At 60.2% G+C, this 19,207-nt stretch carries 18 protein-coding genes and 2 tRNA genes; 9 read left to right on the top strand and 11 right to left on the bottom strand.

Annotated features, from left to right (window positions below; all coding sequences use genetic code 11):
* Positions 1–89: 89 nt before the first annotated feature.
* The gene (locus tag GZH79_RS16515; RefSeq protein WP_211644844.1) at positions 90–1,631 is read right to left on the bottom strand and encodes a PRC-barrel domain-containing protein; all 1,542 of its coding nucleotides are present in this window, start codon (positions 1,629–1,631) and stop codon (positions 90–92) included.
* Between the two features lie 240 nt (positions 1,632–1,871).
* Between GZH79_RS16515 and infA the strand changes: the two genes are divergently transcribed.
* The 5 genes from infA to GZH79_RS16490 all read left to right on the top strand — a co-directional run bounded on the left by infA (position 1,872) and on the right by GZH79_RS16490 (position 4,109).
* Positions 1,872–2,090, top strand: coding sequence for a translation initiation factor IF-1 (gene infA / locus GZH79_RS16510; protein ID WP_056038395.1), 219 nt, complete (start codon positions 1,872–1,874; stop codon positions 2,088–2,090).
* 87 nt (positions 2,091–2,177) lie between these two features.
* Entirely contained in the window at positions 2,178–2,771 is a 594-nt protein-coding gene (locus GZH79_RS16505; protein WP_211644843.1) for a Maf family protein, read from the top strand.
* Positions 2,768–3,787, top strand: coding sequence for a ribonuclease E/G (locus GZH79_RS16500; protein ID WP_211644842.1), 1,020 nt, complete (start codon positions 2,768–2,770; stop codon positions 3,785–3,787). Before GZH79_RS16505 ends, GZH79_RS16500 begins: the two co-directional genes overlap by 4 nt.
* Positions 3,784–3,957, top strand: coding sequence for a DNA gyrase inhibitor YacG (yacG, locus tag GZH79_RS16495; RefSeq protein ID WP_211644841.1), 174 nt, complete (start codon positions 3,784–3,786; stop codon positions 3,955–3,957). Before GZH79_RS16500 ends, yacG begins: the two co-directional genes overlap by 4 nt.
* Before the next feature lie 77 nt (positions 3,958–4,034).
* Positions 4,035–4,109 (top strand) — tRNA-Phe (locus GZH79_RS16490).
* A gap of 99 nt (positions 4,110–4,208) precedes the next feature.
* Here the strand turns inward: GZH79_RS16490 and GZH79_RS16485 are convergent.
* Positions 4,209–5,375 (bottom strand): MFS transporter, encoded by a 1,167-nt coding sequence (locus tag GZH79_RS16485; protein ID WP_211644840.1) that lies wholly within the window; start codon positions 5,373–5,375, stop codon positions 4,209–4,211.
* Between the two features lie 254 nt (positions 5,376–5,629).
* Here GZH79_RS16485 and GZH79_RS16480 point away from each other — a divergent pair, with 254 nt between their 5' ends.
* Both GZH79_RS16480 and GZH79_RS16475 read left to right on the top strand, forming a co-directional pair.
* Positions 5,630–6,604 carry a response regulator gene (locus tag GZH79_RS16480; protein ID WP_211644839.1) on the top strand — a complete coding sequence of 325 codons (975 nt, stop codon included), beginning with the start codon at positions 5,630–5,632 and terminating at the stop codon, positions 6,602–6,604.
* The gene (locus GZH79_RS16475) at positions 6,601–6,939 is read left to right on the top strand and encodes an Hpt domain-containing protein (RefSeq protein ID WP_211644838.1); all 339 of its coding nucleotides are present in this window, start codon (positions 6,601–6,603) and stop codon (positions 6,937–6,939) included. Before GZH79_RS16480 ends, GZH79_RS16475 begins: the two co-directional genes overlap by 4 nt.
* On the opposite strand, the gene GZH79_RS16470 is transcribed toward GZH79_RS16475, so the two are convergent.
* From GZH79_RS16470 to GZH79_RS16430, 9 genes are all read right to left on the bottom strand, one after another.
* Positions 6,936–7,313: a response regulator gene (locus GZH79_RS16470; protein WP_211644837.1), complete on the bottom strand. Its 378-nt coding sequence runs from the start codon at positions 7,311–7,313 to the stop codon at positions 6,936–6,938. The genes GZH79_RS16475 and GZH79_RS16470 overlap by 4 nt on opposite strands.
* A 3-nt stretch (positions 7,314–7,316) precedes the next feature.
* Complete coding sequence (locus tag GZH79_RS16465) at positions 7,317–8,435, bottom strand: PAS domain-containing sensor histidine kinase (RefSeq protein ID WP_211644836.1); 1,119 nt, start codon at positions 8,433–8,435, stop codon at positions 7,317–7,319.
* A 116-nt stretch (positions 8,436–8,551) separates the two neighbouring features.
* On the bottom strand, positions 8,552–11,704 hold the full coding sequence (locus GZH79_RS16460; RefSeq protein WP_211644835.1) for a CHASE domain-containing protein: 3,153 nt from the start codon (positions 11,702–11,704) through the stop codon (positions 8,552–8,554).
* A 142-nt stretch (positions 11,705–11,846) separates the two neighbouring features.
* Positions 11,847–13,184 carry an AarF/ABC1/UbiB kinase family protein gene (locus GZH79_RS16455; RefSeq protein WP_211644834.1) on the bottom strand — a complete coding sequence of 446 codons (1,338 nt, stop codon included), beginning with the start codon at positions 13,182–13,184 and terminating at the stop codon, positions 11,847–11,849.
* A gap of 194 nt (positions 13,185–13,378) precedes the next feature.
* A tRNA-Glu gene (locus tag GZH79_RS16450) sits at positions 13,379–13,453 on the bottom strand.
* Positions 13,454–13,538: 85 nt separating this feature from the next.
* Entirely contained in the window at positions 13,539–15,296 is a 1,758-nt protein-coding gene (recJ, locus tag GZH79_RS16445; protein ID WP_211644833.1) for a single-stranded-DNA-specific exonuclease RecJ, read from the bottom strand.
* A 62-nt stretch (positions 15,297–15,358) separates the two neighbouring features.
* Positions 15,359–16,324 carry a class II fructose-bisphosphatase gene (glpX, locus tag GZH79_RS16440; RefSeq protein WP_211644832.1) on the bottom strand — a complete coding sequence of 322 codons (966 nt, stop codon included), beginning with the start codon at positions 16,322–16,324 and terminating at the stop codon, positions 15,359–15,361.
* Positions 16,325–16,419: 95 nt separating this feature from the next.
* The gene (locus GZH79_RS16435) at positions 16,420–17,706 is read right to left on the bottom strand and encodes a homoserine dehydrogenase (RefSeq protein ID WP_211644831.1); all 1,287 of its coding nucleotides are present in this window, start codon (positions 17,704–17,706) and stop codon (positions 16,420–16,422) included.
* Positions 17,707–17,760: 54 nt separating this feature from the next.
* A complete protein-coding gene (locus GZH79_RS16430; RefSeq protein ID WP_211644830.1) occupies positions 17,761–18,057 on the bottom strand; it encodes a hypothetical protein in 297 nt (98 codons plus the stop codon).
* Positions 18,058–18,150: 93 nt separating this feature from the next.
* On the opposite strand from GZH79_RS16430, the gene GZH79_RS16425 reads away from it, so the two are divergent.
* Entirely contained in the window at positions 18,151–18,738 is a 588-nt protein-coding gene (locus GZH79_RS16425; RefSeq protein ID WP_211644829.1) for a TetR/AcrR family transcriptional regulator, read from the top strand.
* Positions 18,735–19,202 (top strand): hypothetical protein, encoded by a 468-nt coding sequence (locus GZH79_RS16420; RefSeq protein WP_211644828.1) that lies wholly within the window; start codon positions 18,735–18,737, stop codon positions 19,200–19,202. The genes GZH79_RS16425 and GZH79_RS16420 overlap by 4 nt, the downstream gene beginning before the upstream one ends.
* Positions 19,203–19,207: the final 5 nt, after the last annotated feature.

Genomic DNA, 19,207 nt, shown 5'->3' with positions numbered 1-19,207 from the left:
GCACCCAACGACATTCCATCAGTGATGCGCTGACACGAAAAAGGCCGCCCCCGAAGGGACGGCCTGATGTGTCGACTAAGGATGTCTGATTAGCCTTCGAAGCGCGGCATGTCTTCGAGACGGTCCTGGTTTTCGTCGATGTAGACGCGAATGGAATTGTTTTCATCGCTCAGGATCGTCAGGCGGTCCATCGGTACTGCGACGGCGTGTTCGCCCAGTCCCAAAAATCCGCCGACGCGCAACACAAGGCTATCGACCTGTGCGTTGTCACCCAGCAGAACCTGACCGACTTCACCGATCTGGTCGCCGTTGATGCCGTACAGCGGGGCGTTTTCCAGCATTTCGGCGGTCATCATGTCCATCGTGGCGCGGGTGAACCCTTCCATCTGGACGTCCGGGCCATTGCTTTGCATTTCGTCGGACATGCCATCGGTTGCCATTGCCGCTTCGTCGGTGGTGTTGTCCAATGACTGCTCGGCGTTTTCGGCTGCGTTGTCGATCGCCATTGCCGCTTCGTCAGTGGCTTCGTCGGTTGCCTGGGCTGCATCCTCTGCAGTCTGTTCCAGATTCTCACCGGTCTCATCCAGTGACTGTTCGGCATCCATCATCGCTTCGTCGGCGTTGGTGTCGCTTTCCGTCATGGCATCTTCTGCCGCGTCGTCATTCGACTGGCCTTCGGCAGACGTATTGATGGTGACCGTTGGTTCGCCGGTCTGCACCATTTCGATGGTCGGTTCACCGCTTTGCTCGACCGTGACCTGTGGGTCAGCGGATTCGAAACGCACGGTCGGTTCGGACCGGTTGATCGTCGGTGCGTTGGCTTCGCCCTGTTCGTAAACGACATTGGGTTCGGCACTGGTCACATTGACGGTCGTGTCGGACAGTTCCGTGGGTTCGCCGGTTTCGCCAGCGCTCATGGTCTGGCCACTGGCGCGGTCGGTGACCTGCATGGACCCTTCTTCACCTTCGGGTGCGGGACGCAAATCAAGGTTCACCATCGGGGCGGCCTGCATGACCGTCACGGTTGGTTCTGCCTGACGCACTTCGACCTGCGGTTCGCTGTCGGTGATATCAACACTGGGATCGGGCATCGTGATGATGATTTCCGGTGCCGGCTGTTCGATGCGGATGGTCGGCTGCGGCATCATCAGGGTGACGTTGGCCGGGGCCTGACGCACGACGATTTCTGCCTGACCTTCGGTGACGGTCACTTCGGGCTGCGTGTCGGACACGGTCACGTCGGTCTGGCCTTCTTGCAGATCGACTTCGGCAGGCTGGCGGTCAAGATAAACCATACCCTGAACGGTCACCTGATCTTCCAGATCGACGGTCAGCGTTTCGGTTTCGGTCAGCTCTGCGCCTTCGGTCGTGGTGGCGCTGTCGGATTCACCCTGTGCTTCCTGTTCTTCGATCGCCTGCACAGCAACAAGTTCCACATCGCAGGCAGAACTGTCATCGGCTTCAAGCACCGCTTGAATACGCTCTGGGTTGTCGAACATTTCTGCCTGATTGGAATTCAGCAACTCTTCCAGTTGCTGGCACGAATCGGATGTCGCTTGCGCGGTTGCGGCTGTTGCGAAAGGCACGCAAAGTGCGGTCGTCAGCATCAGTTTCGTCAAGCTACTATTCATCGGGAAATCTCCTGTTGGATGGTTCGGCAAGACAAGGTTGTGCTGCGGCAATCTGTTCCAGGCTTTATCGCATTAATGTGATTGTCTTGTTCTTGATCAGCAATTTTTGAATTTTCACTGGCAGGAAGCGGCGATCAATCTAATGCGCGCGCCCAAAACTTGCCCCTTGAAAATTCCGGGGATGAGGCGCATCTAGGCCCGAGCGTTCAAACGGGACGCAAAGCAATCACAGGAGACCACATGGCCAAGGATGAACTTCTCGAATTTCCGGGCGTCGTGAAGGAATTGCTGCCGAATGCGACATTTCGGGTCGAGTTGGAAAACGGCCATGAGATCATCGCGCACACGGCAGGCAAGATGCGCAAGAACCGCATCCGCGTTCTGGCGGGCGACAAGGTACAGGTCGAAATGACCCCTTATGATCTGACAAAAGGTCGGATCAACTATCGTTTCAAGTAAGACGGAACCGGCGGTTCTGTCCCGTGCGGGACTGCGGATCGCGGTGCGATCCGCGTCCGTCACCCGGCAAAGATTCTGGGTGCTGATATGACCAACCCTTTTACACCGCGTCTGATCCTTGGGTCCGGTTCGCCCCGCCGGCTGGAACTTTTGGCCCAGATCGGCATCGTACCCGACGCCGTGACGCCGCCGGATGTGGACGAAACCGCCCATGGCGGCGAACTGCCACGCGACTACGTCAAACGGATAGCGCAGGCGAAGATCGACGCGCTGGACGCGGGCGACGATATTGTTCTGTGCGCCGATACGACAGTTGCCGCCGGTCGCCGCATACTGGGCAAACCCGCCGACGCGGCAGAGGCACGGAGGTTTCTGACCCTGCTGTCCGGGCGGCGGCACAACGTCATCACGGCCATTGCCGTGAAACGCGGTGACAAGGTCTGGACCCGCGACGTGCAGACCGCCGTGCGGCTGAAGTGCCTGACCGGCGCGGAAATGGACGCCTATATCGCGACCGGCGACTGGCAGGGCAAAGCGGGCGGTTATGCCATTCAGGGTCCAGCTGCAGCCTTTGTACCGTGGATCAACGGCAGCTTTAGCGCCGTGGTGGGCCTGCCGCTGGCGGAAACCGCAATCCTGCTGACAGCCGCAGGCTACCCCATATATGGAGACGCCCGATGAAAGGCCGTACCGTTGTTCTGGACCAGTTGAACGGCACCGAAGCCGCAGCGCTTTTGGTGGATGGTCAGTTGGATGATCTGCTGATCGACACGCCCGACCAGCCACGCCCCGGTGCAATCTTTCGCGGGATCTGCGATCGACCGCTGAAGGGGCAGGGCGGCATGATGCTGCGTTTGCCCGACGGTGACACCGCGTTTCTGCGGCAGGATCGGGGGCTGAAACCGGGCCAACCCATGCTGGTGCAGGTGACGGGTTATGCGACCGACGGCAAAGCCGTTCCCGTGACCGACCGTGTTCTGTTCAAAAGCCGCTACGCCATCGTGACACCCGGTAAGCCGGGGGTAAACGTGTCGCGCCAGATTGCCGATGACGATGAACGTGACCGGCTCAAATTAATTGCGCATGAACACTTTGACAGCGACATGGGGCTGATTTTGCGGTCGTCGTGCGACGGTGCCGCAGCGGATGACATCGCAGAGGATATCACCGCGATGCACGATCTTGCGCTGACGGTGCTGGCCGATGCGGACGGATCCGCCCCCGAAGCCCTGACCGAAGGCGACGGTCCCCATGCGCTGGCATGGCGTGAATGGACCCGCCCCGCTGAAATCGTCACCCTACCCGGGGGATTCGACGATCTGGGGGTGTTGGATCAGATCGACCGGATCGGCCAGCCGCGCATTGAAATGGATGGTGGATCGATGTTCGTCGAAGCGACGCGCGCTTTGGTTGCTGTCGATGTGAATACGGGCGGGGATACATCGCCCGCCGCAGCGCTTAAGGCGAATTTATCGGCTGCGCGGTTGTTGCCCCGCGCATTGCGCCTGCGTGGATTCGGGGGTCAGATCGTCGTTGATTTCGCACCCATGTCCAAGGCGCACCGCCGTCAGGTCGAACAGGGGCTGCGCGCGGCGTTCCGCGCCGATGCGGTCGAAACGTCACTGGTCGGCTGGACGACGATGGGCCTGTTCGAATTGCAGCGCAAACGCGAACGCCCCCCACTGGAGCTGTCATGACCTGCCCGATCTGCAACCGCGAGACTGATCCAAAGCTGCGCCCGTTCTGTTCGAAACGTTGCGCTGATATCGATCTGGCCAAGTGGCTGTCCGGTTCCTATGCGATCCCGGCAGCCCCCGAAGAGCAGGCCGACGACGAACAATGGGACGCGCCGGAAAAACCTCACTAAAAGGCAGCGATAGGCTATGGACACCCCCGATGTCATTGCCTAGAACGCCGCTACCCGACGGATGTATCCGTCCCGTTGCCCGGGTAGCTCAGGGGTAGAGCAGTGGATTGAAAATCCTCGTGTCGGTGGTTCGATTCCGCCCCCGGGCACCACTCGTCTGGTTACCTTCTCTGCCAGCCAAAGACAGATTCTGCTGCATAAGTCGTCGTATTGCAACGAGCTTCGTTGCCATTAGATGCGGATATGTCCGGTTAGTCTGATCTGTTCAGAATCGTGGATTTCCGCAGCAGAAAGGCAGTGACAACAGGTAGGCTGGCGGTCGCAAGGAACATCGTTCTGGAATCTGCTGCGTCTGTGATCAGTCCGGCCAATGCGGGACCACAGATGTTGCCCGCTGCGGTCGCCAGAAGCGTGGCGGTCAAACCCATCGACGGTGCCGACGGGAACAACCTTTCTGACCAGAATGCCAGCACCGCGCTGATCATCATGACGTTGACCCCCTGCAAACCTGCAGACAGCAACAAACCGATCCAGTGTCCCGGCAAAAATGTTGCTGTGACCAACGACGCTGTGGCCGCGATTAAAAGTGTGCGTAACAGCCACACCAAGCCGATGACATCCCTGACGCGGTTGGTGAGCAGACCAGTCAGACCGAAAATCCCGTAGATCACGAACATGGTCGATGGAACCGTGCCATCGGACAGGCCGGTGACACCCGACTGGCTAAACCAGTCACCGGCAAAAGCGATGAAAACGGCAGAGGTGATCCCGTAGACAAAGGCGATCGCAAAGAGCGGGCGCGATTTTGCCTGCAACAGGTCCTTGTATCGTGGGACTGGTGTGGTGGGGCGCGCTTTGTCGACCTGCCGCAGTGACAGCCAGTTCGTGACCAGTGCCATAGCCGCCGCAAGCGCAAAGATGGCCCAGCACGCGCGCCAGTTGAATCCGGTCAACACCATGATCAAAGCGACCGCACCCGCCAGCGCGATACCGGCGCTGGTGCCGGTGCTGATTTCAGACAGCGCGGTGGGTCTGTCTGCGTCATGCACCTTGCGGTGAACGGCGTCATTGAACGGCGTCCACGCAAACCCGGCACCGGACGCCGCCACACAGATACCGATGGTCAGCACTGTGACATTCGGCGCCAGCGCCGTGAGGGCCAGACCAAATGTGGACGCAGCCAACCCGGTCAGAACAGGAAAGGCTGGCCCACGCCGTTCAAGCCCCCATTCCGCGATCAATAGTCCGGCAAAGAACCCGGCAAAGCTGATGCTGGACACGATCCCCACGCTGGTGTCTGACATGGAAAAAGCTGCCTTGAATTCAGGCACGAAAAGCCCGAACCCCATGCGGGCAGGGCCAAAGCCGATTGCCGTGGCTGCAAAACCCGCGACGGTAAGGCGTTTGAAAAACGTCATGAAGAGACCTGATCTTTCAGGACGCAATGCAATCACCAGACCGAAAGTTCCTGAACTGAAACGTCGCTGACGGTAACGGTGACGCCGGACTATTGCCGTCGGGCATGACAAGGTGTACACGTTATAGTTGTATTTGTTGCGTTTGTATTAACAAAACGCCATCCGCTGGACACGTTTTCGCCCAGATTGCAGTGCCATATTGAAAAGAAAGAGCCGTCCCAAAGGCCGCCCCGCGTTTCTAAAAGGTAGCAGTCATGAAAATTCTCGCCGTTGACGACGATCCGTTCATTCTTGAACTTCTGGACAGCCTTGTTTCGTTCATGGATGGGCACGATCTGCTGACCGCAACGGATGCGATGCATGCGTCGCAGGTGATCGCGCAGACTGACGACATCGACTGTTTCTTGGTGGATATTCAGATGCCGGGCCGCGACGGCATCGATCTGTGCCGCGAAATTCGCCAAAATCCGCGCTATGCGCGCGCGCCGATCCTGATGCTGACGGCAATGACCGACAAGGATTACATTGACCGTGCCTTTGCGGCAGGCGCCACGGATTACATCAACAAACCTTTTGAAATTACAGAGCTGACCGAGCAGCTTGAACTTGCAAGCCGCAGGATTGCGGCCCGCGTCGGGGCACAGGAACGTCTGACGCAGATGCCGTCGGGGCGGTATGTCAGCGAAACCGACACCCCGCTTTCGCTGTTCCAGCCATTCGAAATCCATGACGTCGACGGTGTCCTGACACTGACGGCGTTGGAAAACTATATTACCAAACTGTCGCGAAACGCGCTTTATGGGTCCAGCGTTGTGGGATTTACCCTGCGCGCGGCCGATCGGTATTTTGCGGCGCTGTCGGAATTCGACTTCCGCTCTTTGATCGTAGATCTGGCCGAAGCACTTAGCGATCAGTTGGCTGAGCATTCTCCGCTTTTGACATATGTTGGCAACGGCAGCTTTGTGTGTATTCTTGAAGACGGGGCGCAGCTTGACCCGGCGCAATTCATCGATGCGCTGAACCTGTCCATTCATCAAATGGATCTGCATGCCAGCACCGGGGAACGGTTGCATTTGCGGATGTGCATGGGCGAAGCGGTGCGTCTGTTCTGGCGTCCGGGGCAACAGGCGATTGCATGTTTGTCCCAAGCGCATACGAACGCTGAATGCGAAGCGCAGCGCCTGGAACGGGCGCTGGACCTGTTTTGGAATATGGATCAGAGAGCATGAACGAAGCTGCGCCTGGAACGCTTGTCGCCGCCATCGATCGGCTGCGCATTCGATTTTTGGATCAATATAACGCGCAGCATGCGCAGCTGATCCAACTGGGGTTACAACTGGGTGAGGCGGGTGACGACCGTGACCGGACCCAGCAGGCCAAACACATCCTGCACCGGGTCGCGGGCACCGCTGGAACGCTGGGGCTAAAGCGACTGGGGCAGGCGGCGACACGGGGCGAAGAACGACTGCATCAGATCCTTGGGCAGGACAGTATTGACAACAATGCCGCGCGGCGCGCCATTGTCGCATTTTTGGAAGTATCGGCTGATTTCGTGACCGCCTAAGCGGTCGCTGGGCGCATGGCCAGTTTGATCTCATCCGCCAAAGTGATCGGATCAAAAGGTTTGGCGATCACCGCGACGGCCCCCTGATCCATCAGCGCACGGCGTTCCGCCATCTGCACCCGTGCGGTCATGAAAATCGCAGGCACATGCGATAAGGTCGGTTCCTGACGCAGACGCGTCAGCAATTCCGGGCCAGTCATGTGCGGCATCATCACATCCAGCAGTAGCACGTCAGGGGCAAATTCCACGGCACATTTCAGCGCGCTTGGGCCGTCCTCACACTGTTGGATGATAAATGTGTCGGACATTTGCAGCGCAAGCAGTGCGATTTCCCGAATATCGGAGTCATCTTCGACGTGTAACAACTTGATCATTAATCAAACCTTCGATGTCCTGTTTATGCAGTCTGCCTTGTCCGGCGCGATGGCAACAGTCACTGTGGTTCCTACGCCTTCGATGCTGGACAGGGCAATGGTGCCGCCGTGTTCTTCGATTATCGTCTTGACGATTGCCAGACCTAACCCTGTGCTGCCAGATCGGTTCCGGTGAACGGAACCCGCCTGATTGAACCGGTCAAAAACGGAACTGACCGCCTTTGACGGGATACCGATACCGTGATCGGTCACGCTGATTTCGAAAGCGCCGTCAGCCTTGCGGTCCAACTTGACCCGGACAGTCCCGTCGGGGTGCGAAAACTTGCAGGCATTGGAAATCAGGTTTGTCATCACCTGATGCATGCGGTCGGCATCAAAGATCACCATGGCGGGTTCGCTGGGGATCTGGCAGTCCAGCGTCACCCCGAATTCATCGGCAAACGTAGAGTTGGCTTCGCAGGCAAAGGCGACGGTATCACGCAGATCGGCGCGGTTCATGTCAAATGCCATGTGCCCGCTGGACATCTTTTCAAGGTCCAGAATGTCGTTGACCAGCAGCATCAACCGTCCGACGTTGCGGTGCGCGATATCCAGCAGACTGCGGGTTTTGTCCGTGATCGGTCCAGCGGCACCGGACAGTGCGAGGCCAAGGGCGCCCTTGACGGACGTCAGCGGCGTTCGCAATTCGTGGCTGACGGTGGCCACAAAATCGTCCCCCTGCGGTGTGAGCGTCGTTTGGGACGGGCCGCCGCGCCAGATCGTCACGATCATCGACCTTGCCACATCGCTGCCGCAACGCTGGCTTTCGACGCTGAACAACTGACCCTTGGTCGTGACGTGGGTTTCACGGCGCAGGACGCTTGCGCGTCTCAGATCGTTCAACAGCGTGTCTGCCCCGGTATCAAGTACCAGGTCTGCAAGTGGGCGTTGTGCCGCATCGTTCCAGCCAAACAGGCGGCAGGCAGCTGCATTGGCATGAACAATCATAGCGGCGTCAGGATCGAATGCGACAATAGGATCGGGTAGGGCGGACAACAACCAAAGATCGCTACGGCTGTTTTCGTAACCCCCGTCAGCGTCGCTTGGACGGATGATGGCGTAGTCATTCGGCGTCGTCTGCATTTAAGATATTCCTGCGATCTCAAAGCTGGAAAGGGGACGTCAATCTATCGTTTGGTGCAATACTTGTGTCATTAGCCCGCGATTGCGCCCAAAGCGTGACAATCCTGACAATTTTGTCAGGCGGCTTCGAACTCTCCCTGTCCAGTTTTAATCTGCATCGCGATTTCTTCCACGCATTTCCGTGATTTTGTCAAAGAAAGGCGGACCCGTTCGTCGATGTTTTGTGGTTCCATGGCGGACAGTGCGATCAGCTGGGCCTGTGGCTGTGCCCCTGTCAGATCGTCAAGAATCTCTGCCGCGTCGCCATCGCTGACTTCCCAGTCGATGATAATGATGTCGAAGGGCCGCTTGTGCATCAAGCTTCGCAGCTTTTTCAGGGATCTGGCGCGTGTCACATCGGCAAAGTCGAGAACCGATAGACGGACAATTTCCGCGAAATCGGCGTCTTCTTCCAGATGCAGGATCTGCTTGCGCCGATCTTCACTTGGGATGCATGGGGTGGTTTCTTTGGCGGGACTATCGGCTGCGGGGCAGGTAAACCAGAATGTTGTCTGGTTCGGCTGGCAATCGAACCCGATCTTGCCACCCATTGTTTCGACGATCTGACGCGAGATGTTCAGCCCCAATCCGGTGCCGCCCTTTGTGCGGGTGTCCGAACTGTCAGCCTGTGAAAACGCCTGAAAAATGCGGTCGCGGAACGCCGCTGGCACGCCAGGTCCGGTGTCCACCACACTAAAGCACACATCAGGCCCCGTGCTGGAAATCGTCAGGCGTACCTCTGATCCGTCGGGGGCGAATTTGGCAGCGTTGGAAAACAAATTGCTAAGAACCTGTGCGATACGGTCCGGGTCTGCCATGATCGACGCGCCGTCCGTCGTATCCTGTGCGTACAGCCCCACGTTGTGACGATCAGCATAGGGTGCGTTCTGTTCAATGGCACGATGCGCCAGCGTGATCGCCTTGTGTGCGCCAATATGGAACGCCAGCTTTCCGCTGGAAATCTTTTCAAGGTCCAGAATATCGTTCACCAGATAGATCAGCCGGGCCACGTTCGCCTGCGCGATTTCCAGCAGCCGCGGCGGTGCGTTGGCCCCTGCTTTTGCCATCAGGCCCAGTGCGCCGTTGATGGATGTCAGCGGCGTGCGCAATTCATGACTGACGGTCGCCACAAATTCCGATTTGACACGGGCGGCCTCTTTTTCCTGCGTGATGTCGTTGACCTGAAGAATGAACAGATCGTCACGCTGCGTGGGGTTGGGTGCCCATGACACCTTGACCAGACCCCAACATTCGGGGCCCGTGGGGCGATGCAGCCGATGTTCGCCCTTGTAGGTGCGCGTCGGGTGGCCTTGCAGGTCGATGACCGCGGCGACGATCCGTTCGGATTCCGCTGGGTGGAACAGATCGCTAAGCATCAGGTCCGACAGTTCTTCGCGGCTGCGCCCGGTCAGGGTTGCCAGCGCTGCGTTCGGATCGGTCAGTTTGCCGTTTGCGTCGATGATGGTCATGCCGACAGGGGCATGCGCCTGCGCCAGTCTCATCCGTTCCTCGCTTGCGATCAGTGCAGCCTGGGCATCAAGCAAGGCCTGAATGTCGGTCTGGGCACCGACAAGACGCTTGGCCCGGCCTTTCTGGTCGCGGCCGACAACCACTGCATCGGATTTCATGTAGTGCCAATTGCCATCATCAACTGCGACCCGGAACTGCGTAATTGACCGGGCCTTGTCGTCGGCAATACAGTCCCGATGCGCCTGTTCGATCAGCGACACATCGTCGGGATGCACACGCGACATGAAAATGCGCTGAATGTCCGACATCGGTGCATCGTCAGAAATGCGCATCAGCCTGCGCCACGTATCCGATACGATCACGGTGTTGGTTTCCAGATCGATATCGAACACACCGATATCAGCCCCGCTCAGCGCCATGTTCCAGCGTTCTTCGGCTTGTTGAAGCGCGACGGCATTTTCTGTCTGCTGCGTGACATCGCGTAAAATGACGGTCTGTCGCAATTCGCCCGTTGCGGATGTCCAGTTGTTGCGTTGCAGTTCCAGATAAATCCGCCGCCCGGCTGGGGTGGTCGCTGTGGCCTGTGCAAACGTCCAGCCGTCTTCCTTTTCAGTCCGGTCGACAAGCTGATCCAATCTTACTGAGTACATGGCGTCCTTGTCGCGTTCCAGCAGGTCCACCGCGGCAGAGTTGACGCTAAGGATGTCGCCGCAATGGTTCAGAACCATCACACCAAAGACCGCGTTGTCGACGATCGCCCGATTGCGTTCCTCGTTCGATTTGATCTGCCGGCGCTGCATCGTTTCGCTTTCGCGAAGGACCGACAGATAAGCGATCAACAAAATGGTAATGACGATACCGCTCACCAAGACGAAAAAGGCGATGTAATGACTTTGTGTCTGGGAAAACGCTGGTGTGCTGGCCCAGGTAATCGTCCAGTCCCGTCCAAAGATGGAAACGGTTTCGGTATGGGTCAGTCGCGCGTCGCTTGCCCGGTTCACGCCGAAAATCGGCTGATCCGCGTCTTGCGCGTCAATGACGGTCAGCGTGAAAAGCTGGTCCTGACCGGCCCCAAGGTTAGAAAGTATGCGATCCGCGAACAGGGGGGCATAAACCCAATCCAGAAATGCTGCCCGTCTTTGGTCAACGGTGTCCAGTGGCATCCCATCGTTGTAGCGCGGGCGCAGCATCAAGAATCCCACTTGATCGGTGCCACCCTGCACAAGCGTCAAGGGACCGCTGAGCTGGGTTTGCATCTGGTCACGTGCCGTCACGGCGGCGGTTCGTCGATTGGCTTCGAATGCGATGTCCAGTCCGCGCGCCGCAGCATTCCTGGCCAATGGTTCGATATAGCGGATGACCATCTTGTCGGGGGTGTCGGTGACAGGGTAGATCACAATTTCACCAGCATAATCTTGCCGTGCATCATTCAGAAATTCGGTCAGACCGTTGCCGTCGACCGGTTGGATCAGCCCGACACCGGCCACCGTTGGCAACGTGTCTGCAAGCCCGAGCGCATCGGTATAGTCTAGCCAGTCCTGCTGTGTCACGTTGACAGACGCATCAAGGAACCCCGACAGGCCGTCCAGCACCAAAGACACACTCGCAAACCGCTGCTGCAGGACCATGCGGCTGTCTTCGATCAAGGCGTCAAAGGCTGCCAGGTTCCGGTCGCGGGCAAGGTCGTAGGTCAGCCATGTGCTTAGTCCGGTCAGCACCACCATCGCGGGAACCGCAAGTTGCCGTATCGATGCAATCATGGCCGCCTCGCAACGCAAATATTATTTTTAGCTCAACCTACGGTAGGGATGTCTGCCGCAAGCGCAAACGCGCACGACCGTTCGGTGCCGAAAAATGAAAGCTGTTGCAATTTTCGCCCGTCCGGTGGGCCGCGGTCCCGGCCTAAGGTGCTGTGTGATCCAGATAGCGGTCCAGCAGTCCGACCACGTCGACCTGTGCGCCGATCCGTGCCGACAGCAGAAAAACGCCGCCAAACTTGCGTTGCAACAACAGCACCTCAATCGGCAACGGCGGCGGGATGAAACTGCTGTCCGCCAACGCGATGCCTTTGGCCTGCATCTGCCGGGCCAGACTGCGATCATTGAAATCGAAAATTTGCCCTGCGCAGAGTGCATCAAATACGGTTTGAATCATGTCGACGATCTGCGTGCGATGCGTGGTGGCGGTGTTATCGCCTAGAAAACCGATCTGTTGTGCGGTGGCTTCGATGGTTGCGGTGTCGCGATCCAGACCAGCCCGCAAAAGTTGCCGATACTGGTCGGCTGTTTGCGACGAAATCTGTTGTGCGGCGCCGAAATCCAAAAGCACGATCCGGCCTGTTTCTGCCTGATATCGATAATTGGCAAAGTTTGGATCGGTCTGCATCACGCCGAACTGAAAAAGCTCTTTCAGCGTCAGCGCGATCAGATCTTTGGCCACACCGTTGCGGATATCCTGCGACTGGGTGGCGACGTCTTCTATGGGCGCGCCCGCGACATAATCCATCGCAATGATGTGTCGCGTGCTCCAATCGGGATGGTGTTGCGGCACGACAAAGCGGTCATCATGCGACAACAGCTGTCCAAATCGCGTGAGCTGTTTCGCCTCATGCGTGTAATCGGTTTCCAAGTGCAATTGCGCGCGCGCCTCTTGCAGATACGGCTTCAGGTCGAACCCTTTGGGCAGTAGGCCCGACATGCGCATTAAGACACCGACATTGGCGACGTCACTGTCGATACTGTCAGCGATGCCGGGATATTGCACCTTGATCGCCAGATCACGCCCATCGCGTAACTGTGCCCGGTGGACCTGCCCGATAGACGCCGCCGCGATGGGGCGCACGTCAAAGAACGCGAACTGACGCAACCAGTCGGCTGGCCATTGCGCAGACAGTGCCTTTTTCAGTTGGGCGGGGGGCATATGATGGGCATCATCGCGCAGCCGTGCCATGATCTGTGCCAGTTCCGGCGGCAAGGCATCGCCTGTGTCCATCGAAATCAGCTGTCCCAGTTTCATGGCGGCACCACGCATCCGGGCCAGTTGTTCCGCTATGCGCGTCACGTTTCCCGGCGTCAGCAGCAGATCGCGCATCGCCGGGCGTTGACCGCGCCCCAACTGGGTCAAGCCGTTGACCGCCATATTTCCCGCCACACCAGCAGTCATCGCACCCAGCCTGCCGACGCGGGACAGTCGCCGGGACGGCACGGACAATGGGCGTGAAAAGGTTGGTTTGTCGGTCATGCGAAATACCTAGCGGTTGCTATGACGACGACAACCGCGGGTGTGTCGGCGCACCTGCGACAGATCGCCCAAGTTCAGCAGGGTACTGTCCCGGCACCGCCACCCCTGCGACCCAAGGTTAGCCAAGCGCATGGTCGCATACCTGCTGACTTGCCGGCCAACAGTCCGATCATCAATATCGTAAGGGAAAACCGTGGCAGCCCGTAGGGGAATCGAACCCCTCTTTCCAGGTTGAAAACCTGGCGTCCTAACCGATAGACGAACGGGCCACTGTTTGGTAGGGGGCTTTTAGGCAAGCCGCGCGGCGGGGGCAAGAGCGATTTTGACGGTTGCGATCAAAAAGTTTGCTGCAGTTCAAATTGCCGCGGGGGCAGCATCTTCCAACCGCAGTTGCGGGCTGGCGCGACCCTGCCAGACATTGATTTCAAGCTTGCCAGCAAGGTGAAACCGCGCGCCGTTGTGGTTCATCACGGCGGCACCCAGTGGACCGTCCATCGCGCCGAACGCGATGGCATCAATGCGTGCACCCATCCCGTCGCCAAAGGTAATCTTCAGATGGCCGGTCCCCACCGCCTTGGCAAAGAGAATCTGTGCGTCGGGGAATCCGAACCGGGGGGCGGGCGCACCGGCCCCGAACGGTCCGGCCTGTTCGATCTGGCGGATCAGTTCCACCGTCGCGGCCCCCGGCATCAGTAGCCCGTCCAGCCGCAGATCGGCCGGGCCCATTGCACCCGCACCCTGCCGGTCCAGCAGCACGGCGATCCGGTCCATCGCGGCGTCCAGTCCTGCGCGGTCAACGGTCAATCCGGCGGCCATCTTGTGACCGCCGCCCTTTGTCAGCAGACCCTCTGCCGTGACGCGCTGGATGACAGCACCCAGATCGATGCCACTGACCGACCGGCCTGAACCTTTGCCGACAGCGCCGTCCAGTCCGATGACGATGGCGGGGCGGTTGGTCGCTTCTTTCAACCGTGCAGCGACGATGCCGACAACGCCGGGGTGCCAGCCTTCGCCAGCCGCCCAGACAAGCGGCCCGTCCAGTCCCCGTGCCGTCGCCTGTTCCATTGCGGCCTCGCGGACGCGTGCCTCGATCTCGCGGCGTTCGGTGTTCAGCAGGTCCAGCCGTTCGGCCAGCGCCTGTGCCTCGTGCGGATTGTCAGTGGCCAGCAGCCTTGCGCCGAGATCGGCGGCCCCGATACGTCCACCGGCATTGACCCGTGGCCCCAGAAGAAACCCCAGATGATGGGACGTGGGCGCCTGATCCAGCCCCGCCACATCCGACAGGGCCGTGATGCCGATCCGTTCACGCCGCGCCATGACCGTCAGACCCTGCCGCACCAGCGCGCGGTTTACGCCGGTCAGCGGCGCCACATCGGCCACCGTGGCCAGCGCCACCAGATCCAGCATCGCCATCAGGTCGGGGCCGCGTGCGTTGTCCGCCTTCATCAGGCGGTTCACCTCGACCAGCATCAGGAACACGACGGATGCGGCGCACAGATGCCCCAACGCGCCGTCTTCGTCCTGCCGGTTGGGGTTCACGACCGCGACCGCTGGCGGCAGCGTGTCGGACCCCAGATGGTGATCCAGCACGATCACATCCGCGCCTTTGGCCGCAGCGATCGGGCCATGTGACAGCGTTCCGCAGTCCACGCAGACGATCAGGTCGTGATCGCGCGCCAGCGCCGCCATTGCGTCGTCGTTGGGGCCGTAGCCTTCGTCGATGCGGTCGGGAATGTACAACGTCGCACGGTGTCCCATTTGGCGCAGCCACACCAACAGCAAAGCGGCAGAGGCACCGCCATCCACGTCGTAATCGGCAAAGACGGCAATACGCTGACCGGTTTTCACCGCCGACAGGAAACGCGCTGCGGCAACGTCCATATCGCGCAGGCTGCGCGGATCGGGCAACAGCGCGCGCAGTGTCGGGGCCAGAAAATCGGTCGCCTGATCGGCTGTCACGCCGCGCCGCACCAGTGTGCGGCACAGGGCGGCGGGCAGGGCGGTGTCCTGCGCCATTGCTTCGGACAGGCGGTCCTCTGCCGCGCCGGGGCCGATCCAGCGGCGCCCGGTCAGGGATGCCTCGACGCCCAGAAATGCCGGTAAGTTCGTCATGCGGTAATCTGCCTGTGGTCTGGGTCCGGATCACGGGGGCAAGCCCCTGTCGGACCCATACATTAGGACCGTGGGCAGCGGTAGCGCATATGCCGGATCGCACCGGTCCGCGACCGCATCAAAACGGTTTCGGCGCAGACAAAATCACCGTCGCGTCGTATTCCCGACAGCAGGCTGCCATCGGTCACGCCTGTCGCGGCAAAGATCACGTGATCCGTCACCATATCGTCGCGGCGATAGATGCGGTCGAAATCAGTGATGCCCGCCTTTTCCGCGCGGCGCCGTTCGTCGTCGTTGCGAAACAGCAAGCGGCCCATGATCTGACCGCCCATGCATTTCAACGCGGCGGCGGCCAGCACGCCTTCGGGGGCGCCACCAGCGCCCATGTACATATCGATCCCGGTGCGTCCGGTGTCGGCGCAATGCATCACACCCGCCACGTCGCCGTCGGTGATCAGGCGGATGGCCGCACCAGTGGTGCGGACCGCTTGTATCATGTCCTCGTGCCGGGGACGTTCAAGTATGCAGACGGTAATGTCGGCGGGCATGCATCCCTTGGCATCGGCCAATGCGGCGACCCGGTCCTGCGGTGTCATGTCCAGCGTCACCGTGTCAGGGGCATAGCCCGGACCGATGGCCAGTTTGTCCATATAAACATCGGGGGCATGCAGCATCGATCCGCGCGGACCCATTGCGATGACCGCCAGTGCGTTCGCCATATCCTTGGCCGTCAGCGTCGTGCCTTCCAATGGATCAAGGGCGATGTCCACGGCAGGTCCGGTGCCGGACCCCACCTTTTCCCCGATGAACAGCATCGGCGCTTCGTCACGTTCGCCTTCACCGATGACGACGGTGCCTGCAATGTCCATCAGGTTCAGTTCGCGGCGCATCGCGTCCACGGCAGCCTGATCAGCGGCTTTTTCGTTGCCCCGCCCGATCAGGGGATAGCAGGCGATGGCCGCGGCTTCGGATACGCGGACAAGGCCCAGCGAAAGCGTCCGGTCATCGAAATCATCAAAATCTGGCATCGGTCTGTCCTGCTGCATGCGTCCCGGTCGCGGCGTAACGCGTGCTGCGCGCAGTGGGCAAGACTGAAAGCGCTAACAGTCAGACAGGGAAAAGTTCAGACCGTTTCGATGCGGATTGCGACCGGGGGCTGTGTCACGACGCCAGTGCTGTCAAAGCGGGCAATGGCTTCGTCCAGTGCGGCGCGGGTGGTTTTATGAGTGACGATCAGGACTGGGGCGGCGCTGTCCTTGTGGTCATACTGGCGCATCCGGTCGATGCTGACCCCGGCGTCGCCCAGAATAGACGCGACCTTGGCCAGCGCACCGGGTTTGTCCAGCAGACGCAGGCGCAGGTAATAAGGCGCCGCTATGGCAGCCTGTGCCGCGCGCGCCTTGCGCAGCGTCTTTGCGGGCTGGCCGAACGTCGACAGACGCGACCCGCGCGCAATGTCCATGACGTCGGACATGACGGCGCTGGCGGTCGGGCCTTCGCCTGCACCGGCCCCGCGCAGTACGATCTGACCCACGGCATCGCCTTCGAGCACGACCATGTTGGTGCCGCCCGACAGTTGCCCCAACGGCGAAGTGTCCGGCACCAGACAGGGAGACATGCGCTGTTCCAGTCCGCGCCCGGTCAGTTGTGCGACGCCCAGCAGCTTGATCTTGAACCCCATGTCGGCGGCCTGCCGGATATCGTCTATGGTGACAGACCCGATGCCTTCGAGTGCGACGCCTGCAAAATCGACCTGCGTGCCGAATGCGATGGACGACAGTAGCGCCAGCTTGTGGCCAGCGTCAATGCCGCCGACGTCCAGTTCGGGGTCGGCTTCCAGATAGCCCAGCGCGTCTGCTTCGTCGAAGACCTCTTGATAGGTCAGGCCCGCGTCTTCCATCCGGGTCAGGATGTAATTGCAGCTGCCATTCATCACCCCCATGATCCGCGTGATTTCGTTGCCTGCCAGACCTTCGGTCAGCGCTTTTACGACCGGGATTCCACCTGCGACCGCAGCTTCGAACCGGATCACGCGGCCTGCGGCCTCTGCCGCTTCGGCCAAGGCTTGGCCGTGGATCGCAAGCAGCGCCTTGTTGGCGCTGACCACATCCTTGCCCTGCGCGATGGCCGCTTCGGTCGTGGCTTTCGCGGGACCGTCGTCGCCGCCCATCACCTCTATCACCACGTCGACATCGTCGCGCGCAGAAAGTGCTGTCGGGTCGCTTTCCCAAGCATAAGCGCTTAGGTCGATCCCGCGATCCTTGGTCCGTGACCGGGCGGACACAGCCGTGATCACGATCGGACGGCCCGCGCGGGCCGCCAGCAGGTCACCGTGCGTCTGCACGATACGGACAATTCCGGTGCCGACGGTGCCAAGGCCCGCTATTCCAAGGCGAAGTGGGTCAGTCATGGCAGGCTCCGGTCGTGCGATTACGGTTGGCAGCCTGTTAGCGAAATCCCGCCGCTACCGCAACGCGGCTTGATCGATCCCGGCACGCATCCTTGCGCGGGTCGCGTCGTCGACAACCGGGCCGCGCAATGCGGTGGCGCGCGCGCGCAAATCGGCCGCGGAACCCGTAAGCGTCGCCGTTGTGCGGGGCGTCACGCGACCGGGGGCCGCTGCCTGCGCCAGCAAGGGGGCCAACGGTTGCAAGTCGGGATAGGGCGCTGCTGCGGCGGATGGTGTGATCCGGTCATTCAATTGCGGCGGCTGCGTGCAGGCAACCAGCGCCACGACGCCAAGGATCATTAAACTGCGCATTACCATTCCACCTGCTTGCATCATGACCCTAGCCCGCACAGCCATGTGACGAAACAGCTTTTCAAGCTGGGCGGGCTACCTATAAATGCGCACATGGCTCGCAAACAAGGTTCTTACGCGGATACCACGGGACCGCGCGTGCGCGATGCTGCCCTGCGTCTGATCGCGCGGCATGGGTTCGCCGCCGTTTCGATGCGGCAGATCGCGGCAGAGGTCGGCGTGCAGGCGGGCGCGTTGTATTCCTATACCCCTGACAAGCAATCGCTGCTTTTTGCCCTGCTGGACAATCACATGGCCGATCTGGCGGTTGCCGTAGCGCAGGCCGGAATTGTGGGCACACCACGACAACGGCTGGATGGTTTCACCCGGTTTCACATCCGGTTCCACCTGCCGCGCCGCGATGCGGTTTTTGTGTCCTACATGGAACTTCGCAATCTTGATGGCGATAATTTTGCACGGATCGCGGCCCGCAGACGCGCCTATGAAGACGTCCTGGAAGACATTTTGCGCGACGGTGTGGCCGACGGCAGTTTCCGGGTCGACGATACCCGCGTCACAACGCTTGCCCTGATCGCCCAATTGACGGGCATCACGAACTGGTACGATCCCGCAGGCCGTCTGACCCGCGACGAGATAGAAGCGATCTATTGCGCCTTGGTGCGCCGGACGGTGCAGGCGTGACGCCGACCCCCGACGCCCAACTGTCGTTGGCACCCAGCCGGTTGCGCCGGGTTCTGGCGCTGGGCGTGATCATGTTTCTGACCGCAGGTTTGGCGGTGATGGCGCTGGGTCAGGCGTTGGGGCAGCAAGCCGTGCTGCTGGGGCTGGCGTTTATGGCGCTTGCGGTTGCAAGCCTGTCCGTCCGGTCGTGGGACGACAGGCTGATCTGGACGGCGGACGGTCTTTACAATCACCGTGGCACGCTTCTTGCAGCGCGCGACCAGATTGTTGGTGTTGATCGACACGCGTTATCCTTGCGTCCGTCGCAGGGGTTCACCCTGTCACTGTCGCGCGCCGCGCCGCGTGGTTGGTCGCCGGGGCTTTGGTGGTCTTTTGGTCGTCGGATCGGCGTCGGCGGACTGACTGCGCCCGCCGCGACAAAGGCGCTGGCGGATCGTATCGCACTTGATATCAACCCGTCATAGCAGCG

The sequence above is a fragment of the Loktanella sp. SALINAS62 genome, from assembly GCF_018263905.1.
Taxonomy (GTDB): domain Bacteria; phylum Pseudomonadota; class Alphaproteobacteria; order Rhodobacterales; family Rhodobacteraceae; genus Loktanella.
This window is presented reverse-complemented; position numbering and strand designations above follow the sequence as displayed.

What these genes read in the sequence shown, in the direction of transcription:
- GZH79_RS16515 (WP_211644844.1), bottom strand. Translation starts at nt 1,631, where the DNA reads ATGAATAGTAGCTTGACGAAACTGATGCTGACGACCGCACTTTGCGTG.
- infA (WP_056038395.1), top strand. Translation starts at nt 1,872, where the DNA reads ATGGCCAAGGATGAACTTCTCGAATTTCCGGGCGTCGTGAAGGAATTG.
- GZH79_RS16505 (WP_211644843.1), top strand. Translation starts at nt 2,178, where the DNA reads ATGACCAACCCTTTTACACCGCGTCTGATCCTTGGGTCCGGTTCGCCC.
- GZH79_RS16500 (WP_211644842.1), top strand. Translation starts at nt 2,768, where the DNA reads ATGAAAGGCCGTACCGTTGTTCTGGACCAGTTGAACGGCACCGAAGCC.
- yacG (WP_211644841.1), top strand. Translation starts at nt 3,784, where the DNA reads ATGACCTGCCCGATCTGCAACCGCGAGACTGATCCAAAGCTGCGCCCG.
- GZH79_RS16485 (WP_211644840.1), bottom strand. Translation starts at nt 5,375, where the DNA reads ATGACGTTTTTCAAACGCCTTACCGTCGCGGGTTTTGCAGCCACGGCA.
- GZH79_RS16480 (WP_211644839.1), top strand. Translation starts at nt 5,630, where the DNA reads ATGAAAATTCTCGCCGTTGACGACGATCCGTTCATTCTTGAACTTCTG.
- GZH79_RS16475 (WP_211644838.1), top strand. Translation starts at nt 6,601, where the DNA reads ATGAACGAAGCTGCGCCTGGAACGCTTGTCGCCGCCATCGATCGGCTG.
- GZH79_RS16470 (WP_211644837.1), bottom strand. Translation starts at nt 7,313, where the DNA reads ATGATCAAGTTGTTACACGTCGAAGATGACTCCGATATTCGGGAAATC.
- GZH79_RS16465 (WP_211644836.1), bottom strand. Translation starts at nt 8,435, where the DNA reads ATGCAGACGACGCCGAATGACTACGCCATCATCCGTCCAAGCGACGCT.
- GZH79_RS16460 (WP_211644835.1), bottom strand. Translation starts at nt 11,704, where the DNA reads ATGATTGCATCGATACGGCAACTTGCGGTTCCCGCGATGGTGGTGCTG.
- GZH79_RS16455 (WP_211644834.1), bottom strand. Translation starts at nt 13,184, where the DNA reads ATGACCGACAAACCAACCTTTTCACGCCCATTGTCCGTGCCGTCCCGG.
- recJ (WP_211644833.1), bottom strand. Translation starts at nt 15,296, where the DNA reads ATGACGAACTTACCGGCATTTCTGGGCGTCGAGGCATCCCTGACCGGG.
- glpX (WP_211644832.1), bottom strand. Translation starts at nt 16,324, where the DNA reads ATGCCAGATTTTGATGATTTCGATGACCGGACGCTTTCGCTGGGCCTT.
- GZH79_RS16435 (WP_211644831.1), bottom strand. Translation starts at nt 17,706, where the DNA reads ATGACTGACCCACTTCGCCTTGGAATAGCGGGCCTTGGCACCGTCGGC.
- GZH79_RS16430 (WP_211644830.1), bottom strand. Translation starts at nt 18,057, where the DNA reads ATGCGCAGTTTAATGATCCTTGGCGTCGTGGCGCTGGTTGCCTGCACG.
- GZH79_RS16425 (WP_211644829.1), top strand. Translation starts at nt 18,151, where the DNA reads ATGGCTCGCAAACAAGGTTCTTACGCGGATACCACGGGACCGCGCGTG.